Below are 17377 nucleotides of genomic sequence, written 5' to 3'. Positions count from 1 at the left end.
TCTTGCAGGCCCTGTTCTCTCTAGGGTCTGCAGGCTCTTGCCTTGCACCCATTGAGTGAAGTGATCAACCGCTAGACTGCCATACACTGACGCGGGCACCCGGCTTACCCTCAAGCCTCAATGTGCAGTCTCCCCAATTACGCGGTATGCTCGTTGAGGTATTAGCTGTGAATGTGTAACGCATATAACGACCGCTACACCACAGTTCGTAAGCGTCAAGGGTTCCCTCTGTCAGGGATAGATCAAATGTTTGCCGCCACAGCTCAAGTGAGCTCCGCCCTTCTTCATCTAAAACCAACTGATTTTCAAGGTAGACCTGCCCCGCGATATGTTGGCGAAGCTGCTCGCTTAGTTCAATCGTGTATTGCAGCTGCGGCAGCGGTGCTAATGTTGGCGGGATTCTATTGGCGAGAGAAACGGCCCCAGGATAATTCTCGCTCTCCACCAATAGTGAGAACGCATGTTGATAGGCAACAACGGCTCGCTCTTCGCTAAGCTGTTCTATGTTCCAGTCAATGGCTTGTTGATACTGCCTTAATGCGCCTTGTCGATCGCCTTGACGCTCTAAGCTCAACCCCACCAGCATGCTGAAGTGAGCTTCCTCCATGAAATTACGGCGTTGCATGTTAGCCAGCGCTTCTAAGCTTTGTTGAAATCTCTCCCAATCACCCTCGCCGTAGGCGCTTAACGCTCTGCTATTGGCGGATCGATAGAACGGCGACAGCCCTTGAACACCATCGTTGAAGTTAAAACGATATTGCTGTTGATTAACACTAGATCTAACCGCCCTACCATACAGCATTGCAGGAGCGAACTTAGCATTCAGGGCTAACTCACGCGCGGCCTCTTCAAGTATAATGTTCCCACTTGAGTTATCGATGATAACTTTAACCACCTGACCCTCGGGATCAATTACCGAGCTCACAACTACCCAGCCTTCGTATTGCAGCCCCAACTCATAACTCGAATACACCAACGAATCTCTATCAAGCCTGCGAGCAGGAATGAGTGGTTCAGTCTCTGAATAATCAAAGCTTGCAGGTGAAGAAGAGGTGGACGAACTGGTAGGTATTGATGGTGACACAAAAGGGTTAGTCTGCGCCTGCGCTACGCACGGTACGATCAAACAAATAGTGACAATAAGCAAGAATGACATAAAAAATCCTTTTTCTATGAAATATGCCAGTAAGCAATGTGCTGTACTAACTACTGCTTCAAAGTAACAATAACCAATTATTACCTGGCCTGCAAGCAATGTGATTGATCACTAACCTACTTTATCACCCAAGCTCGCTATTCAGGGGTGACCTTGAAATCGACAAAGCTGTCTAGGAAGTGGCGCAAGCAGCTAAGTGAATTGAAAGAATAGAAAATGCCCACCGAGTTGTGGGCATTCTTTTGGGGGGGGATACCTTGCGATTAAACGGTAAGTTACGCCGTTTTTGACGCCTCCGCCAATAGCATTAGTTTTACGGTGGAAACCAAATCTAGCTCCATAGCCGCTATGATGGCGTGCATTAGGATAAGCAAAGATTGGTACTCGTACTCATTTTCTTCAATTGACGCTTTAGCCGCCGAATAACCTTGCTCTTGCAGGATTGCTAGCAGATCAACCGAGCGTTCTTCAGCGGTTACTGGTCGTTCAACGGGGTCAACGCCAAGGCTTCGTACCACCTCTTCTGCAAGCGTCCAAACCGACCATGGGTTTTGCCCAGTAATAACATTACCATCCACTACTACGCGGTTTAAGTAATTGTCAGCTGCCGAAAAACTCGCTCCCTGTGCCGTCATTCCATCTTCGAGTAGAAAACCAAAAATCTGCTCAGCGTCAGGGATGAGAAAGATCTCCTCGCTATTGCTAAAGGCGGTCACCTGTGTGCCGCGGAGTAGATTTTCACCCTCTGCAGTCACCACATTTAGCAGTGCGGCTGGGCCATGACAAACGGCCGAAATGATGCCTCCTTCACTGTCCATCTGCGCGATGAACGATTTAATTGCGGCGTTATCAACAAAGTCAAACATTGCGCCTTTGCCGCCAACGAAGTACACGGCGTCATAATCGGCTGGGTTCAACTCATCAATCAACAATGTGTTAGCTAACTGCAACTGTACTTCGGGGTGATTAAGGAAGGCGTAGTCGTAGCGGCCCATATCATCCAAGTCTAGAATCTTCGGGGCATCACCGCCCTGCGTACTGGCAATGTCTACCTCAAAGCCGTTAACATTAAATACCCAGTAAGCTCGTGCCAACTCCGTTAATTCATAGCCGGTTTTTTTACCGCTCTCACCCATCTTATCCACACTGGTGACAACCGCTAGGATACGACCGTTGGTATCGCCCGTTGCAGACATCAGATAGGGAATTTCGTGAGCCTGGCTTTCCTCAAGCTGCTTCATTCCGGATTCGGGTATAAAGCTAAAAAGCCAAAAGATAGCGGCGGCTATCAAGAGTCCAATAACGGCTAGAAAAAGTGAAACGCGAATAGCAATTTTTTTGATGTTCATAGTAGTAGTCTCCAAGTTATTTACCGCTAGGCTATCGCCCAAGCGGTAAAATCGGAGTCAATTAATATGAAAAACGATTTCGAATTGCTCATTGCCCAGATTCAGCTCAACCCTCAGTGCTAGTTTTTCGGCAATGCGACGCACCAAATAGAGCCCCTGACCTACACCCGTACTCGTCTCATCGCGAACCCCAGGTGCCATGAAATCCAGCTGTTTCCTTGACGCGGCGGAATTAGCTAAAACGATTCTATCGGCCGCGATATCAATGTTGAGTTGGGGCGAATCAGCGTGACGAATCGCATTCTGAATCACATTAAGAAACAGTAATTTAGTGAGCACGGGGTTGCCTTGAATCACCACCGAGCGATCGCCCGTGAGCGCTATCGAAAACTCCCCTGCTACCACCTGTGGCTGGTCAATGGCGAGTTGCTCGATACAAGCCATCACGTTAACGGGCTGCTTTGTCAGCGATTCTTCGCGAGCGAGCGCGAGTAACACCTCAACGGTGTTGGCAAGGTCGGCATTGATCCGCCCCAGTTGCTCCACCTCCGCTGAGCTGAGCGGTCGCCCACTGGCGATAACCAGCAGATTATTAAACGCCGTAAGCGGTGTTTTTAGCTCGTGACCCACATCGGTGGTGAAATCTCGCTCGCGCTGTAACATCTGCTCAATCTTACTGAAACTTGCCTCGAAATTACTGGCCAGTTGTTTCAACTCGAAGGGTAAATCTGGCATAGGCTCCGTAACCAACGCGCGCTGTGCCACCGCGGTCGAGAGATCCAACACGGGCTTGGTGACCCGATTAGCAATTTTTAGCGCCACCCCCACCGCCACCAAGACCATCACCGCAAAGACCACGACAAAGATGATGAACGCGCGCGGGGATTCCGTCACCACAAGCACCTCCGATACCTCCACCACCAGTACCGCGAAATCACCAGAGGGGGTGGAAAGATGCTGAAAGTGATAGTGATCTTCGGTGTCCGTAAATAGCTCACCAGACGGATACTTAAGGATGATGGCTTGCCACGCTGAAGGTATGTCCTCGGCCTCTGTATAGAGCCGTTGCTTTGCGTTCAGTTGTGGCGATTCGCCTTGCGCAAGCGATTGTTCAATTTGATCTACTTGCGCGCCTACCAGCCGCATAATAATCGTATCTTCCACAATGTACGCCGTGAGCACACCTACCGCCAGGAACAGGCTAGAAAAGATTAAGGTAAAGGCTACCAACAACCCAGTTGTATACGCTCGCAGTCCCTTTGGCTTAAGCATTGGCTACCTCAAGGCGATAACCTAAGCTCTGAACCGTTGCCAGCATAGGTGTGGAAAAAGGTTTATCGAGCACTTGGCGCAACGCATAGATATGCGCCTTAAGCGGATCGCTATCCGGTACATCGTTTGGCCATAGTTCGGCTACTAACTGTGACTTGGAGACAGGTTTTGGGTAGGCACGGGCCAGCTGTAACAGGATATTAAAGCCAATCTTGGTGAGCTTGAGGGGCTGATCCTGCCGTGTTACCTCGTGCGTGTGTGCATCTAAGCTCAGTTCGCCCAGGCTGAGTTTCTTGGATTGATACAGTTGCTTACGGCGTAGGAGTGCTTGGCAGCGCAGCGGCAGTTCACGCAGATCATAGGGCTTTACCAAGTAGTCGTCAGCGCCATGATTAAAGCCCTCAGCCTTGTCTTCAAAACTGTTACGGGCGGTCACCATGATGATCGCCGGCTCAATGGTCGCGTTGGCCTTGATCTGCGCACACAAGGTCACGCCATCGCCGTCGGGGAGATTAAGATCCAATAGAATGACATCGAAGTTGTCAGCAACCGCCAGTTCGGCACCCTGCGTAGCATTGCGAGCGAAGTCGACGTCCCAACCCAATCCCGTTAAAAAGTCGATAACCTGGGTAGCTATCTCAACATTGTCTTCAACCAGTAGAATTTTCATAGTCACTCTCTCTGTTCAAACACTGTTGTAACATCTTGGGGGTAAAATTACGGTGAAATCGGCATGCCTATGCCATCCTATTGGCATCTTTTCATCCACCGCAACACCTAGTAAAGGTGCTCTAGTTGGCCTCAATCACATGCAGCTGAGTTTGTCGCCCAGATAGGAATTCAATGGACTCACCATCAAAGAAGGCGTCCTCCTCCAGCATAATGCGGATTTCCTGATTGTCCCACTCGGGAATGTTCACGGCCACGTTTAGCTCAATGGAATAGGCGGTATTCGGGTACACGGGGTAGTCGCCCACTACAGGCACACCTTCCTGAGCATCCCACATACCAATGGTTGGCCCTGCTGCGTGGCCATGAAGGCCTAACGGATGGGTATAGATGGTGGGTTTTAAGCCCGCCTCGCTGGCTTGCTCCAGTGATTGAGCCAAGAGCGCATTACCGGTGATCCCCGTTTCAAAACCATCCATCAGAATATCCTGGAGTAGGTTGCCCTGCGCCAAGGCGTTGACCAGTGATTCCGGCACGTTAGTTTCATTGGGTTTAAGCACATAGGCGTGCTGCTGCTGATCCGTGTGCAAGCGTAAGTAGCTCAAACCAAAGTCCACATGCAACAAATCACCGGGGTAAATGACGTTTTCATCAACGGAATTGCTAAAAGCTGTTATTTGATCGAACTCAGTATTATCGAAGCGCTGTAGCGATACCGAGGGGTGAAACCAGTTCCCCATGTTGAGCGCCGCCGATTGTTCCCGCAACCACCAGGCAATGTCATCGGTAGTCGTCACACCGGGTGTAACCACTTCGTTCGAAAAGGCCCGAGCAATCAGTTCATGACCAATGCCAACAAGCTGCCGAAAGATCTTCAGCTCGGATTCGCTTCGCGTTTCTAACCAGCCAATTGCCAGAGCACGAGACGACACCAGTTTTTCCCGTTGCTCGGCGGTGAGTACCGCAATGAACTGTTCATACTCGCTAGCACTCATGCCATCGGCTAGGGCGAAATGGGCATCTTTATTAATGGCAATGACCTCGGGGGAGCGCTCGGCAATGACCTTAGCCAACGCCGCCCACTGATCAGGTTGTTCCTCTTTGTTCCACGCTTGGGTGAATAAGTCACCCACGCCATAACGCGATACCGCCAGCGCTTCAATTGGCGCACCCTCACCCGGGTTATGCATCACCAACATAGTGTGTCGGCGCGCCGACATCCAATCCGCAGGAAGTAGGGTTTTCAGCACTGGGTCTTCATTATATTCGCGGGACATCACCACCCAGAGATCAACGTCTGAGCGCTCCATGATCATAGGTAAAACGTTATTGATTCGCTCTTCGAGCACGGTATCGATGATCTCAGCACGCGCTCTTAAGGAGGGGAGCTCGTGAACAGATGTATTTTCACCAGCTAGCGCTGATCCGTGCACGCTTGCAACCAAGCACAATATTGCCAACACCATGTAGCGCGGAGAAATCCAGCGCGGCAGGCGCTTAGATGAACGAGGGTTAAGCGAACGAGGTAGAAGGGTCATAGTACTTTTCTCAGTGCCGTGTAGGGAAGACTGTAAACTATATCTCATTATTGAGATACTCTACATCTTGTAAGCCAAGGCGCGGTAATTCGCCATTAATCCAAGCTCGCTTTAACGCACTCTACTATGGCGGTAAATACGAAACATGCCCCGGGACACGCAACGCTTAGATAAGTTTCTTCGCCAACAACTCTTACTTAACCAGCGAGATGTCCAGCAATTGTTGGCGCGTAACTTGGTGGAAGTAGATGACGTTATTGCACATGACCGAGCCCAGCGAATCAATCATTTCTCGCGCATTGTGGTAGAGGGCAAAATTCTCCAAGCAAATCGCCCTCGTTACTTTATGCTCAATAAGCCAAATGGCGTAGTTTCGGCCACCGTTGACGCGCAGCACCCAACGGTTGTGGACCTACTCAACACTACCGATAAATCTGAGCTGCATATTGCCGGGCGACTAGATTTGCACTCCACTGGGCTCATACTGCTCACCAATGACAGTAGATGGTCCGAAGCGTTGGCTCACCCTGGCAACAAGGTTGCGAAACTTTATCATGTGACCCTCGCCAACCCTCTGGATGAAGCCTATATCCACGCCTTTGCCGCTGGTATGCACTTCCCCTTTGAGGACATCGTAACGCAACCAGCAAAACTAGAAATCGTTTCAACATACCAAGCCAAGGTTTGGCTCAAGGAAGGTAAATACCACCAGATAAAACGGATGTTCGGGCGCTTTCGCAACCCTGTTTTGTCGCTTCACCGAGTGAGTATTGGGGAGATACTATTAGATCCCGAGTTAGCACCGGGAGAGGCTAGAGCATTAACAACCGAAGAGATACGCAGCGTTAATATGCCAAGCGGTGCACGCTAACTAACTGCAATTTACATTAACTGCAACTAATTAGCCTGCACCAACAAGACCCCGCCACTTAGAAGCCTAACGGAATTCCGAAGGCAAAGAAGCAAACCAACAGCGTGGTCCACACAATCATAAAGGCCACCGAGTACGGCACCATCATAAAGATCATGTCACCGAAACTTAGGTCTGGCTTGTACTTACGCATGAACGCCAAGATAACACCCGCGTAGCTCATCATTGGTGTAATGATGTTGGTGGAGGAATCCGCCACACGATACGCTGCTGCCACAAGATCTGGCGTCATCTCTGGATTTACCGCGTAGAGCATGGGGATAAAGATAGGCCCCAATAGCATCCACTTTGAGGTTAAGCCACCTACGAATAGGTTGATAAGCGCCGTGGTAATCACAAAGCCAATAATCAGCAGAATGGGGAATTCCTGAAGGCCCAGCATTTGTAGGAAGCTTGCACCCAAATAGGTTACATAGGTACCTAAACCAGAATGCGCCAGTAGGCCTAGGAAGTTATAACAGAAGAAGGTGAGTACCAAAATGTAACCCATGGTATTCATCTGTCCCACCATGGCTTGAACCACATCCATCATGGAGCTGAATTTCTTAGCGGCGAAACCAAATGACACACCCACAATGATAAACACCATGGCAATCAATAGGATCACGTTGTTGAGGTACGGCGATACCGTGCGGCCCGTTTCATCGGTGAAGGTAGCCAATGGCCCCAGTGCTAAGAATGCCACCAAGCCCAGTGCAACCACCAATCCAAGTAACGCCGCCTTTAGGCCTCGGCTTTCCTCGGCAGTGGTTTCAAAGTCGGAGATGCTAATATCTTCGGGAACTTGGTAATCCATCTTCTCTAAACGAGGTGCTACAAAGCGGTTGGTTACCCATGCACCCAAGCCTGCCAATAAGAAGGTAGAGGCAAAAATGAAGTAGTAATGCATGGTAGCCGGAGTTAGCGGTGTACCGTCGGCACGTTCGAAGGGAACACCCTGCGCTTCCGCAAACACTTGAGCATTCATACCAATAATCACGTCCACTGGCGTAGCCGGAATAAGGTTGGCACTAAAACCTGCTGAAACCCCGGCAAATGCCGCCGCCATACCAATGAGCGGATTCTTGCCCAGGCCCGCGTACAACAAGCCGGCTAGCGGAATAAGAACCAGATACCCCGCATCCGTAGCAATGGAGCTCATGATGCCTAGGAAGACAATTGCCGGCGCAAGAAAACGGTCCGGCAACTTGGTGCCTAACTTCTTGATGATAGCGGTAAGCAGACCCGAGCTTTCGGCTACGCCCACACCTAGCATCACAATAAGAATCACCCCTAATACGCCGTTACCGAATGCCAGCCAGTTATTCACCAGGGCATTGTCGAACAACCAACGTACGTTCTCCGTTTCCGTCATGTCTTTAATAACGTGCGAAGTGAAGCCTCCACCCGCGTTGGGGGTCTCAAAACTTAAGCCGCCAACCATAGCGGTAAGCACTAGGCAGAATGCCAGCAGGAACATAAAGATGATCACGGGATCAGGAATTTTCTTCCCCACCCGCTCAATAAACGAGATCTTCTCGTTGGCTTCGGCTATTTCGGTCATTGTGTACTAGTCTCCTAAGATACTTCACGCTAAATCAATCTGGCTGAGAGTGCGTTTCTGCCGCCTCGTCATTATTGTTATTCGCCAATTAGCGGAAAAATGGTAGTCGCAGTTGAGCTACTGAATTTAGTAGACTGAATTTTGCACGTTATGGCGGTTTTTTGAAAGGATTTGTTAGCGTTAGATCACGGCAATATATCGGTAAAGCTAAGATTCATGCTTTTCGCGCTTAATCTTAGACACAGATCAACAGTAATTAGCACCCGGTTGATTGACCGATACTTAACTTCAAAGAGGCTCTTTTTTAAAAAATGAAGATTATCCTAGTAAGCGATATCTACGGACGAGACTCACATCTTGATGAATTACGGTTACAGTTGAGCGAACTGTGCGACGACATTCAGATTCTCACTCCCTACTCGTCATCTGAGGATCAACCCGAGCAAGGGTTAGAAGAAAATGCCGTTTATGAGCAGTTCCTTGAAGTGTGTGGCCATGACTATTATAGCTCGCAGGTACAACAGGCGATATCGGCTACCGACGACTTGATCTTGGCCATTGGCTTTAGCGCCGGAGCCAACGCAATTTGGCGTACCCTTTCAGCTACACAAGCTGACGAGGTGATCCATTTCATTGGTTTCTATCCAAACCAAATTAACAACGCAGAAGCGGTTACGCCACCGTGTAAGACAACCATCATTTTCCCCTGCGAAGAGAGTCAATTTGATGTGGTTACCATGGCCGAGACGCTGCGCTCAAAGCCATTCTTTTCGTGCACCATTAGCGAGTATCACCACGGTTTCATGAATCCTCAATCACCACGCTATGATTACATTGGCGCACAGACTTTTACGCGCTCCCTTCTGGATGAGGTGTACCAAGCCCTCAAGCCTACTGACTGAGTTGCAAGGCCCTAACTAGCGCGGCGAAGCTACCGCGAATTTAGTGAAACCCAATAGCAAGAAGGAGCCCCTAAGACCATCCCTAGACTTAGCTAAAAAGTCTAATATAATTGTTAAAACCTCAACCAAACGGAAATAAGATTATGCTAAAAAAACTGTTAATCGTTCTTCTAGGCAGCGCCATAATTGGCTGTTCATCGAGTTATCAGTCCACCGATGTATCAGTGCCAACGAGTAAACTGGACCGTGACCTCGGCGTGCTCATTGCCACTCCAGTAGATGGTAAATTTGAAGATATTGTTTATGAAGGGTCTGGCTCTATGACCGCTAACGCGCTTCGTGATGCTTTTGTTGAACACACCGAGCGAGCTGATATCACGAATAGTTGCCAAGGGGTCAGCTGCTTACAGGGTATTGATGCCAACCAGTATGGCTATTTCGTCAAGGCCGAGATATTTCACTGGGAAGACCGTGCAACCGAGTGGACAGGAAAGCCGGACCGAATTGAAGTACATTTAACCGTTTATGCTGCGGCCACTAAAGAAGAGTTAGCAAAGACCTCATTCGTGAGTAATAGTAAGTGGAGCACGTTGGGCGGCGATCACCCACAAGACCTGCTTGCTGAACCAATCAATGAGTTTGTTAGTCAGCTTTACGCTAACTAACAACGTTTGAACTTTGCGAGTATCGCTATTTTTAATAGTAACGCCGTTGATGGGTAGAAGCTCTGCCCATCCACATCCGGTTCCGGGGCACCGTTCCGCCCCTACTTTCACCCCTACTTTTAGCCCCATTTAAACTTCTGTTGTCGCTAAACGCCTTTCGTTAAGCCGCCAGCGTTCACAACGAAAGCTCAGCGAGATTGGCTATCCCGATAGACCTTCGGGGTGAAGCCCGTGAGTTCTTTAAAGGCGCGATTAAAGGGGCCAATGGAGTTATAACCGCAATCAAAGGCAATGGTAGAAATACTTTGGTGGGCATGCTTCCCATCCACCAGTAAGCGTTTGGCGCGCTCTACCCGATGGTGATTGAGGAACTGATTAAAGTTTCGGTACTGAAGTTGGCCGGTAAGACAGCGGGTAACTTTATATTCCTGCTCATTAATACGCTCAGCAAACTCCGCCACCTTCAAGTTTGGCGTGGTGAGTAAGGCATCGTCATTGAGCGCTTCCTGAATACGCTTCGCCAGCGCCATGGTTTCATCGGCCTCCGCGCTAGCTGACATGACCGCCGTTACCGCGGCCTTCTTAACTAAAAGTGGATGCTTAAGGCGGTACTCCACTGCACAGCGACTACCCACCAATGCAATAAGCCCACAGAGGGACAAAATATGTGCTTTCCATTGTGCCGCAAAGGAATCAGCGGATGCCCCTGCTACCCAGAGTATGGCCAACGCCACCAGCAGCACTATTCCGGCCACAAAAGCTAAACGGAAGCGGCGCTACTGTGTTGAACGAATATTATTAAGGCCCTGCAGGGGTTCACTAAAGGTGAAAGCAATAGCCGTAATACAGATGAATGAGGCGGAATTCGCAATCACCCTAGCGGTCTCTGCACCCACCAAACCGCCGCTTAGCGGCACCACCAGATGCGCTACCGCCTCCACCACAATCACTACCGGCACTAGGGCAATAGCGCCCGTGGTAATGCTCGCCTTACTTCGGAACAGTAAACGGCTAAGAAACCAAATCCACGCACAGGCACCGGAGCCCGCTATGACCGTTAAGGTGTGCAGCACACCGGCTGGCAACGCGAGCGTTCGTGCAAGGGTTGACGCGGTGATGGTAAAGACCAACATCCACCAGATTAATCTGAGCGGTTCCATGCGTTGAAAGCGGGCCTTCAACGAACCATACAGTGACTCGTCATCTGACACCGGCGTGTCAGTGATAGGGAACGCACGAAGATAATGTATAACGCTCTCAGTCCACATGATTGGGTCCTAATTTGGCTCTTTTTTTGACTATTAATCGTCGATTTCCAAAACAGCAAGCATTGTGAACGCCGCTGACGATACTGGTATCACTTGCCTACACACCTAGTTAGCGTGCTAAGCAAATACTAACACACCACGCTTCATTGCATAAGTCAGCGCTCAACCGCTGATACCTTGATGAGTGGTTTTGCGGAGTGAGTTGCTAGCTCAGTTTCCCTGACAGCAGCTGGATACCCTACACAAAAAGGTAGTTCAGTTTGGCGAGTGAGTTGCTAGTTCAGCTTCACTGATAACAGCTGGATACCCTACACAAAAAGGTAGTTCAGTTTGGCGAGCGAGTTGCTAGTTCAGCTTCACTGATAACAGCTGGATATCCTACACAAAAAGGTAGTTAAGGATTTATACATTATGACCATGCCATCTTCTAAGAGCCTAACTTGGCTATCCAATGCGTTCGCCACGCAAGCAATCAACCACGCAGCTAAGTTTTGGTTTTCGGCGGTACTCGTCGGCCAAGCGATATTTTCCTACTACATCATTGCGTTCTATTACACCGCGACCATCAACCGGGATATAGAGCACTTTAATAGCATCATGCCTGCCGGTTACATTGAGGGGGATTTTTGGGGCAACGTAGCCGTGATTGCGCACGTGATTTTCGCCGCCATCATTACCATTGGCGGTTTGATGCAGCTCATCCCCATCATTCGTAAGAAGCTTCCGGCTCTCCACCGCTGGAATGGACGCCTCTATATTCTGATTGCCTTCATCATGAGCTTGAGCGGTTCATTCATGATTCTCACCCGCTGGGATAAGATCTTCGGCAGCACGATAGGCCACACCACACTCATGATTAACGGTTTAATCATCATGGTATGCGCCGTATTAGCGTTTAAAACTGCGCGTAATCGTCAATTCGCCGTGCACCGCCGCTGGGCACTTCGCTTGTTCATTGCGGTGAGTGGTGTGTGGTTTTTCCGCATTGGCCTAATGGCGTGGTTGAGCTTCCATGGCGAACCCGTTGGATTTGATCCGCGCACCTTTACGGGCCCCTTCCTAACGGCGTTATACACCACGGTATATGTGCTGCCGCTGCTGTTTTTAGAGGTGTATCTACGCGCCCAAGCGAATGGCACAGCCGTTCAAAAACTACTGACTGCTACAGGTGTTGTGTTACTGACGTTAGTCATGATCTTGGGTGTGTTTGGCGCAACAATGGGAATGTGGCTGCCGCGGATTTAACGCGGCGCCACAGGAGCGCAGGTGAACACCTAAACCATCACTACGCTAGAAGGCTGCCTAATTCTTCGGCCGAAGCGCTTCAATAAACTGGGCATCAACCCAGTACAGATCAACGTTTGGCAGCCCCTCTCCCACCCCGGGGGAAACCGTCCGGTTGAAGAACAAATACTTGCCGTCAGGCGTTACATAGCCTGCCCCGTCCCAACCCTCGGAGTTGATCTCGGCGCCGAGGTTGATGGCCTCGCCCCAAGAGCCATCTGCCTGGCGGTAACTAATATAGAGGTCCGAATCCCCAAAACCATCCGCTTTAGTGGCGTCCCATATCAGGTAGGATTCATCGGGAGCAATAAACGGGTGGCTAATATAGGTACCGGTATTAATGGCACTGCTGAGTGCTTCGGGTGCTTGGCGCACGCCGTCCACCAATCGTGAAGCGCGGATTGGAAACGCCTCATTGGTCTCGTCGTAGGTGTCAAAGTAATAGGTGCCGTTTTGCGATGATGTGAGGCGCATAATAAAACTCTGGGCGAAGGGTGAGCCCAGTTCCTGACGCTCAGACCAGCCTTCATCGGTACGCGTTAAGTAGCGCCTACCTAAATGCATAGTTTTTCCATCTGGGGAGAAGGTGTGCTGTCCAAGTCTTGGGGACATCACCTCGCCAAACCACTGCTCGCCCACTTGTTTATAGCGAATCAATACTTGGTCTCGGCTGCCCTCTATTCCGCGGATGAAATAGAACTCCTCCATCCCCGGCGCGAACACACCGTTGTACTCATAGCCTTGGGTGGAGATGACGCCTAGGCCAAACGGCTCTGCCACCTTGCCCGCCGGCGTTTGACCTAAGTAGGGCCCGCTGAGGACGGGTAGTTCATCCTGAGCCAACGCAGAAGTGGCTAACGCGGCGCTAGCCGCTAATAACACGCCTGATATAAATCCTTTTTTCATAGAGCCTCCTAGGGCTGAGTGTGACTGGCCTATAGCACCCTGTGCAACGCCGTTATTTCTTCTTAACTAATGCCGTGATTGGGTAGAGCGTTTGCCCTACCACATCCGTTGGTAACGGCACCGTTGTACCGTACTTAGCCGGCCAGTGTTGGTTTGGCATGTGATAGGTGCCGAAGAGACGATCAAACAATACCGTGTGAGCGGAGTAGTTGGTGTCGATGGCCGGCTTTTCGGAACTATGATGCCAGTGGTGAAACTGCGGCGTTACCAGCACATACTTCAGCGGGCCAAGACTGATTGAGGTGTTGCAGTGGATATAGACCGCCTGCAACGCCGCAAAGGTAACGTAGATGTTTAAGGCCTCGGTATCCGCACCAAGCAGATATAGCGGCACCATGACCATGGCTCTCTCCGAGAACACCTGAATAAAGTGGCCGCGTGAACCCGCTAGCCAATCCAGATCTTCTACCGAATGATGCACCGCATGAATAGGCCAAAGCGGCTTCACCTCGTGGTAAAGACGATGCTCCCAATACAGCACAAAGTCCGCACAGATGATAATCATCACCACCTGGGCCCACACGGGGATGGACTGCACCCATGCCTGGAAGGACTGGCTCAAGGCCCAATCAAAATGGCCAACATGGTAGTTAGTGAAAATCAAAATGGCCGATATGGCTAAATGATTAAAACAGAAATAGTAGAGATCAAGCCCCCACTGCGGGCGCAGAATCAACTGATCTTTATATTTAGGAAACAACTTCTCCAACAGCATAAACACAAGCGTGGATAACAGAAATGCCAGAATCAACCAATCCACACCTAGTGACAGCGCCCGCGGTGCAACGTCACCTACGGGAATGGAGTAACCGCCCAGCGCAAAACCCAGTAGTGTAAATCCACCTCCCCAAAAGCCGAGCTTTTTATAGCGCCCGCGATTCAACACCACCGTGAGCAATGCGAAGAATAGCGAGAAATACATTCCATACTTCAGCACCAGCTGCAGCGCTTCAGCGTCATACACGGCGCGCAGTTCTGTAGTGGTTAAGTGCGAAGGGTAGAGGTAGGCAAATACCGCCAGTAAACTCAGTAGTCCCAGCGTAAAGGACAAGTATCCGCTGATGCGCCCTTCACCCAGCCGAAATTCTTTATCGCTGTTCTTGTGAACAACCCGCTCCTGGTACTCATATTCATTGTTCATAACATGCCTTAACGACAAACGTCCCTGTTGAGAAGTAAATTGACCACGCAACTTTACGATGGTTCACGTTAACATCCTTAATGAACGAATCTGTCACGGAGATTTAGGTGGGTACACAATCGCCACTCATGACTTGCTTTATCAGGATTATTTATTTCAAGAGATGTTAACCACGACCAAAGCTTGGGTTCAAGCTGTGCACTACCCTTTTAATTAGCTTTGCGCTAACTTAGTTAACTAATCACCCTACAAAATGCAATTATTGCGATTAAAAGACTGCTGCGGAGAAACATGATGCGAATCTTTAGGAACATTCTTTACATACTTGTAGTGCTATTACCCTTATCCGTTTTAACGGCGTGCTCGCCACCTGCCAAAACTCTGTCTGCACAAGAAGCACAGCAGATTGCAGAGGAAGCTTATATTTTTGGCTACCCATTAGTTACCATGGAAATGACTCGCCGAGTAATGACCAATGTCCCTGAGCCAGACGGCGCGAGGGCGCCCATGGGGCATCTGCTAAAGTACCGGTCCTATCCTACAGCTGAATTCCGCGATGTGACGGCCCCCAATGCAGACACACTTTATACCTCGGCTTGGGTTGACGTAACCAATGAGCCCTGGATTCTAAGTCTACCTGATTCGGATAATCGCTACGCGCTCTTCCCCATGCTTAGTGGTTGGACCGACGTTTTTCAGGTACCGGGTAAACGCACTACCGGAACGGGCCCGCAGAAGTACGCTATTACCGGTCCTGGCTGGGCTGGCGAGCTTCCTGATGGCGTAACTGAATATAAGTCACCTACTAGCATCGTATGGCTTCTTGGGCGTATCTATTGTGATGGCACGCCTGAAGACTACGCCAAGGTCCACAGGATGCAAGATGACATCTCACTCACTCCGCTTAGCTATTATGATCAACCATTTACCCCAGCTGCCGGTAATGTTGATACCAGTGTTGACATGAACACCGCTGTGCGTGATCAGGTCCACGACCTAGACATCGCCAGCTACTTCAACTTGCTGGCAACATTGATGGTTAACAACCCAGCCTCTGCCGCAGACGCGCCAATTATTGAAAAGATGGCCGAACTTGGCATTGAGGCAGGAAAGCCATTTGACGTCACCCAGTTTGATGCTGATGTGCAGGCTGCGATGGAGGGTGTACCTAAATCAGCCGTTGCGAAGATCATGGGACATTTCTCAAGTGCCGGCGAAAATATTAACGGGTGGTTATTTACCACGCAGACGGGTATCTATGAGACAGACTACCTCCAGCGCGCCCTCATTACAGCAATAGGTTTAGGCGCAAATCGCCCTCAGGATGCTATTTATCCAACGTTGGAGCGGGACACTGAAGGAAACCACTATTCGGGCGAAAATAATTACGTCATGCATTTTCCGAAAGGCCAAGTTCCGCCGGTTGAAGGCTTTTGGTCTCTGACGATGTATAACGAGGATTATTTCTTCGTAGATAATCCGCTCAATCGTTATACCATCAGTTCTCGCAATGATTATAAATTGAATGCAGATGGCTCTTTAGACCTCTACCTACAGCATAGCAACCCAGGCCCCGAGAAGGAGTCTAACTGGCTTCCTTCACCATCTGGCCGATTCACCCTTATGCTTCGCCTCTACTGGCCCTCCGAAGAGTCGCCTTCAATACTCGATGGGACATGGGAAATTCCAGCGGTGCAGAAGGTGAGCGAGTAGCTTACTAGCAACCGGTTATCGGGGACGGCCGTAACACGTCGTCCCTGGCTTCGGTGCTTTTTGCTGTGCCGAAGCTACCTCACTTGCTTAGTTTCTTCGTGAATTTCAAGCTAAAGCTGGGGAGCGTTTGTAGGTTATACTAGGGTGAATACATCGCACTGGATTAATCGAAGAACAAGGAACCGTTTTGATCTTTTACTCAATCTTACCCTCAATTAAAATGCCGTAGGCTTTTTCATCCGATACGTTTTGCTTGCTTAAATACACCTCGTTCACACCACTCGATAGAATGGCCTCCCGAAATGCGCGGCTTTCGATATCTGTATAACCGCCTTCGCTTTTACCGTTTAACGTAATCATTACATTAAGTTTCGCCCGTCGCTTCAGCGCTAATTGACCGATAACTTCCTTGAAATCCGCCTCTAGTTCACGGAAGTTACCCGAAAGCATTCTCGGGTGCGGGTTTTTACGCGTGAGGCGAGCGGTTTTAGCGTTATTCAAGTTCTTTGCGATCATTTGATTGGGAGACACAGTAATGACGACTCCCTCGATAAGGCCGAATAGTCGACGTAGATGATTCAAGGCATCTAGCTGAATTACGCCAACGTAAAGAAAGGTTAGTGATAGCGTGAAATACACCGCAACCACAAAAGGATCTTCAAGGATAATTACCGATTGAATAAGCTTGACGGCTAATAGACCGCCAAACAACAGGCCGAATACGCCTTTTAATTTTTCAACCATGTTCTCTCACAGCCTCGATGGATTCAGTACTTTTTTTTCTGTTTATTCAGGAGATAACGGCGATCACTGGTATCACCATCCAATAAAATATGAACGCGACGAAGATGGCGCCAACGATCGCAAACGGCCTGTAAAAAATATAAGCATACTTTGAAAGATTGGCCCGGCGAAGCAGAACAACAAAAACGGATAGCAAAAATACCAACACAAACAAGATGTAAAGTAGAATCGCGTTG

Annotated in this window: 16 protein-coding genes; 5 read left to right on the top strand and 11 right to left on the bottom strand. The window is 49.6% G+C overall.

All coding sequences use genetic code 11. The features are described 5' to 3' along the window. Positions 1 to 64: 64 nt before the first annotated feature. From DFR27_RS03015 to DFR27_RS02995, 5 genes are all read right to left on the bottom strand, one after another. On the bottom strand, positions 65 to 1156 hold the full coding sequence (locus tag DFR27_RS03015; RefSeq protein ID WP_121875966.1) for an energy transducer TonB: 1092 nt from the start codon (positions 1154 to 1156) through the stop codon (positions 65 to 67). 275 nt (positions 1157 to 1431) lie between these two features. Then, entirely contained in the window at positions 1432 to 2505 is a 1074-nt protein-coding gene (locus tag DFR27_RS03010; protein ID WP_121875965.1) for a type 1 glutamine amidotransferase domain-containing protein, read from the bottom strand. A 57-nt stretch (positions 2506 to 2562) separates the two neighbouring features. Continuing rightward, positions 2563 to 3777 (bottom strand): sensor histidine kinase family protein, encoded by a 1215-nt coding sequence (locus DFR27_RS03005; protein ID WP_121875964.1) that lies wholly within the window; start codon positions 3775 to 3777, stop codon positions 2563 to 2565. Then, a complete protein-coding gene (locus tag DFR27_RS03000) occupies positions 3770 to 4447 on the bottom strand; it encodes a response regulator transcription factor (RefSeq protein ID WP_121875963.1) in 678 nt (225 codons plus the stop codon). The genes DFR27_RS03005 and DFR27_RS03000 overlap by 8 nt, the downstream gene beginning before the upstream one ends. A 121-nt stretch (positions 4448 to 4568) precedes the next feature. After that, positions 4569 to 5984 (bottom strand): M24 family metallopeptidase, encoded by a 1416-nt coding sequence (locus DFR27_RS02995; protein WP_211327544.1) that lies wholly within the window; start codon positions 5982 to 5984, stop codon positions 4569 to 4571. Positions 5985 to 6129: 145 nt separating this feature from the next. On the opposite strand from DFR27_RS02995, the gene DFR27_RS02990 reads away from it, so the two are divergent. After that, a complete protein-coding gene (locus DFR27_RS02990) occupies positions 6130 to 6855 on the top strand; it encodes a pseudouridine synthase (protein ID WP_121875962.1) in 726 nt (241 codons plus the stop codon). Positions 6856 to 6913: 58 nt separating this feature from the next. Here DFR27_RS02990 and DFR27_RS02985 read toward each other — a convergent pair whose 3' ends face one another. Beyond that, positions 6914 to 8458: an AbgT family transporter gene (locus DFR27_RS02985; RefSeq protein ID WP_121875961.1), complete on the bottom strand. Its 1545-nt coding sequence runs from the start codon at positions 8456 to 8458 to the stop codon at positions 6914 to 6916. 311 nt (positions 8459 to 8769) lie between these two features. Between DFR27_RS02985 and DFR27_RS02980 the strand changes: the two genes are divergently transcribed. Both DFR27_RS02980 and DFR27_RS02975 read left to right on the top strand, forming a co-directional pair. Beyond that, positions 8770 to 9360: a dienelactone hydrolase family protein gene (locus DFR27_RS02980; protein WP_121875960.1), complete on the top strand. Its 591-nt coding sequence runs from the start codon at positions 8770 to 8772 to the stop codon at positions 9358 to 9360. Positions 9361 to 9503: 143 nt separating this feature from the next. Next, positions 9504 to 10025, top strand: a complete 522-nt coding sequence (locus DFR27_RS02975; protein WP_121875959.1) for a DUF4823 domain-containing protein — start codon at positions 9504 to 9506, stop codon at positions 10023 to 10025. Between the two features lie 188 nt (positions 10026 to 10213). Here the strand turns inward: DFR27_RS02975 and DFR27_RS02970 are convergent, their stop codons facing one another. Beyond that, entirely contained in the window at positions 10214 to 10759 is a 546-nt protein-coding gene (locus DFR27_RS02970; RefSeq protein WP_121875958.1) for a helix-turn-helix domain-containing protein, read from the bottom strand. Positions 10760 to 10801: 42 nt separating this feature from the next. Further along, complete coding sequence (locus tag DFR27_RS02965) at positions 10802 to 11293, bottom strand: hypothetical protein (protein ID WP_121875957.1); 492 nt, start codon at positions 11291 to 11293, stop codon at positions 10802 to 10804. Positions 11294 to 11704: 411 nt separating this feature from the next. Between DFR27_RS02965 and DFR27_RS02960 the strand changes: the two genes are divergently transcribed. Further along, positions 11705 to 12538, top strand: a complete 834-nt coding sequence (locus tag DFR27_RS02960; RefSeq protein ID WP_121875956.1) for a DUF2306 domain-containing protein — start codon at positions 11705 to 11707, stop codon at positions 12536 to 12538. Positions 12539 to 12595: 57 nt separating this feature from the next. Here DFR27_RS02960 and DFR27_RS02955 read toward each other — a convergent pair whose 3' ends face one another. Both DFR27_RS02955 and DFR27_RS02950 read right to left on the bottom strand, forming a co-directional pair. Next, positions 12596 to 13483, bottom strand: coding sequence for a glycoside hydrolase family protein (locus DFR27_RS02955; RefSeq protein ID WP_121875955.1), 888 nt, complete (start codon positions 13481 to 13483; stop codon positions 12596 to 12598). A 52-nt stretch (positions 13484 to 13535) separates the two neighbouring features. Beyond that, on the bottom strand, positions 13536 to 14684 hold the full coding sequence (locus DFR27_RS02950) for a sterol desaturase family protein (protein WP_121875954.1): 1149 nt from the start codon (positions 14682 to 14684) through the stop codon (positions 13536 to 13538). Positions 14685 to 14975: 291 nt separating this feature from the next. Between DFR27_RS02950 and DFR27_RS02945 the strand changes: the two genes are divergently transcribed. Then, a complete protein-coding gene (locus DFR27_RS02945) occupies positions 14976 to 16397 on the top strand; it encodes a DUF1254 domain-containing protein (protein WP_211327543.1) in 1422 nt (473 codons plus the stop codon). A gap of 195 nt (positions 16398 to 16592) precedes the next feature. Here the strand turns inward: DFR27_RS02945 and DFR27_RS02940 are convergent, their stop codons facing one another. Further along, positions 16593 to 17141, bottom strand: coding sequence for a hypothetical protein (locus DFR27_RS02940; protein ID WP_121875952.1), 549 nt, complete (start codon positions 17139 to 17141; stop codon positions 16593 to 16595). Between the last annotated feature and the right edge of the window lie 236 nt (positions 17142 to 17377).

The sequence above is a fragment of the Umboniibacter marinipuniceus genome (assembly GCF_003688415.1).
GTDB classification, from domain to species: domain Bacteria; phylum Pseudomonadota; class Gammaproteobacteria; order Pseudomonadales; family DSM-25080; genus Umboniibacter; species Umboniibacter marinipuniceus.
The sequence above is the reverse complement of the archived record's forward strand: the minus strand, read 5'-3'. Positions and strand labels throughout refer to the sequence as shown.

Excerpts from the sequence above, each read along its gene's own strand:
- DFR27_RS03015 (WP_121875966.1), bottom strand. The coding sequence starts at position 1,156 with ATGTCATTCTTGCTTATTGTCACTATTTGTTTGATCGTACCGTGCGTA.
- DFR27_RS03010 (WP_121875965.1), bottom strand. The coding sequence starts at position 2,505 with ATGAACATCAAAAAAATTGCTATTCGCGTTTCACTTTTTCTAGCCGTT.
- DFR27_RS03005 (WP_121875964.1), bottom strand. The coding sequence starts at position 3,777 with ATGCTTAAGCCAAAGGGACTGCGAGCGTATACAACTGGGTTGTTGGTA.
- DFR27_RS03000 (WP_121875963.1), bottom strand. The coding sequence starts at position 4,447 with ATGAAAATTCTACTGGTTGAAGACAATGTTGAGATAGCTACCCAGGTT.
- DFR27_RS02995 (WP_211327544.1), bottom strand. The coding sequence starts at position 5,984 with ATGACCCTTCTACCTCGTTCGCTTAACCCTCGTTCATCTAAGCGCCTG.
- DFR27_RS02990 (WP_121875962.1), top strand. The coding sequence starts at position 6,130 with ATGCCCCGGGACACGCAACGCTTAGATAAGTTTCTTCGCCAACAACTC.
- DFR27_RS02985 (WP_121875961.1), bottom strand. The coding sequence starts at position 8,458 with ATGACCGAAATAGCCGAAGCCAACGAGAAGATCTCGTTTATTGAGCGG.
- DFR27_RS02980 (WP_121875960.1), top strand. The coding sequence starts at position 8,770 with ATGAAGATTATCCTAGTAAGCGATATCTACGGACGAGACTCACATCTT.
- DFR27_RS02975 (WP_121875959.1), top strand. The coding sequence starts at position 9,504 with ATGCTAAAAAAACTGTTAATCGTTCTTCTAGGCAGCGCCATAATTGGC.
- DFR27_RS02965 (WP_121875957.1), bottom strand. The coding sequence starts at position 11,293 with ATGTGGACTGAGAGCGTTATACATTATCTTCGTGCGTTCCCTATCACT.
- DFR27_RS02960 (WP_121875956.1), top strand. The coding sequence starts at position 11,705 with ATGACCATGCCATCTTCTAAGAGCCTAACTTGGCTATCCAATGCGTTC.
- DFR27_RS02955 (WP_121875955.1), bottom strand. The coding sequence starts at position 13,483 with ATGAAAAAAGGATTTATATCAGGCGTGTTATTAGCGGCTAGCGCCGCG.
- DFR27_RS02950 (WP_121875954.1), bottom strand. The coding sequence starts at position 14,684 with ATGAACAATGAATATGAGTACCAGGAGCGGGTTGTTCACAAGAACAGC.
- DFR27_RS02945 (WP_211327543.1), top strand. The coding sequence starts at position 14,976 with ATGATGCGAATCTTTAGGAACATTCTTTACATACTTGTAGTGCTATTA.
- DFR27_RS02940 (WP_121875952.1), bottom strand. The coding sequence starts at position 17,141 with ATGGTTGAAAAATTAAAAGGCGTATTCGGCCTGTTGTTTGGCGGTCTA.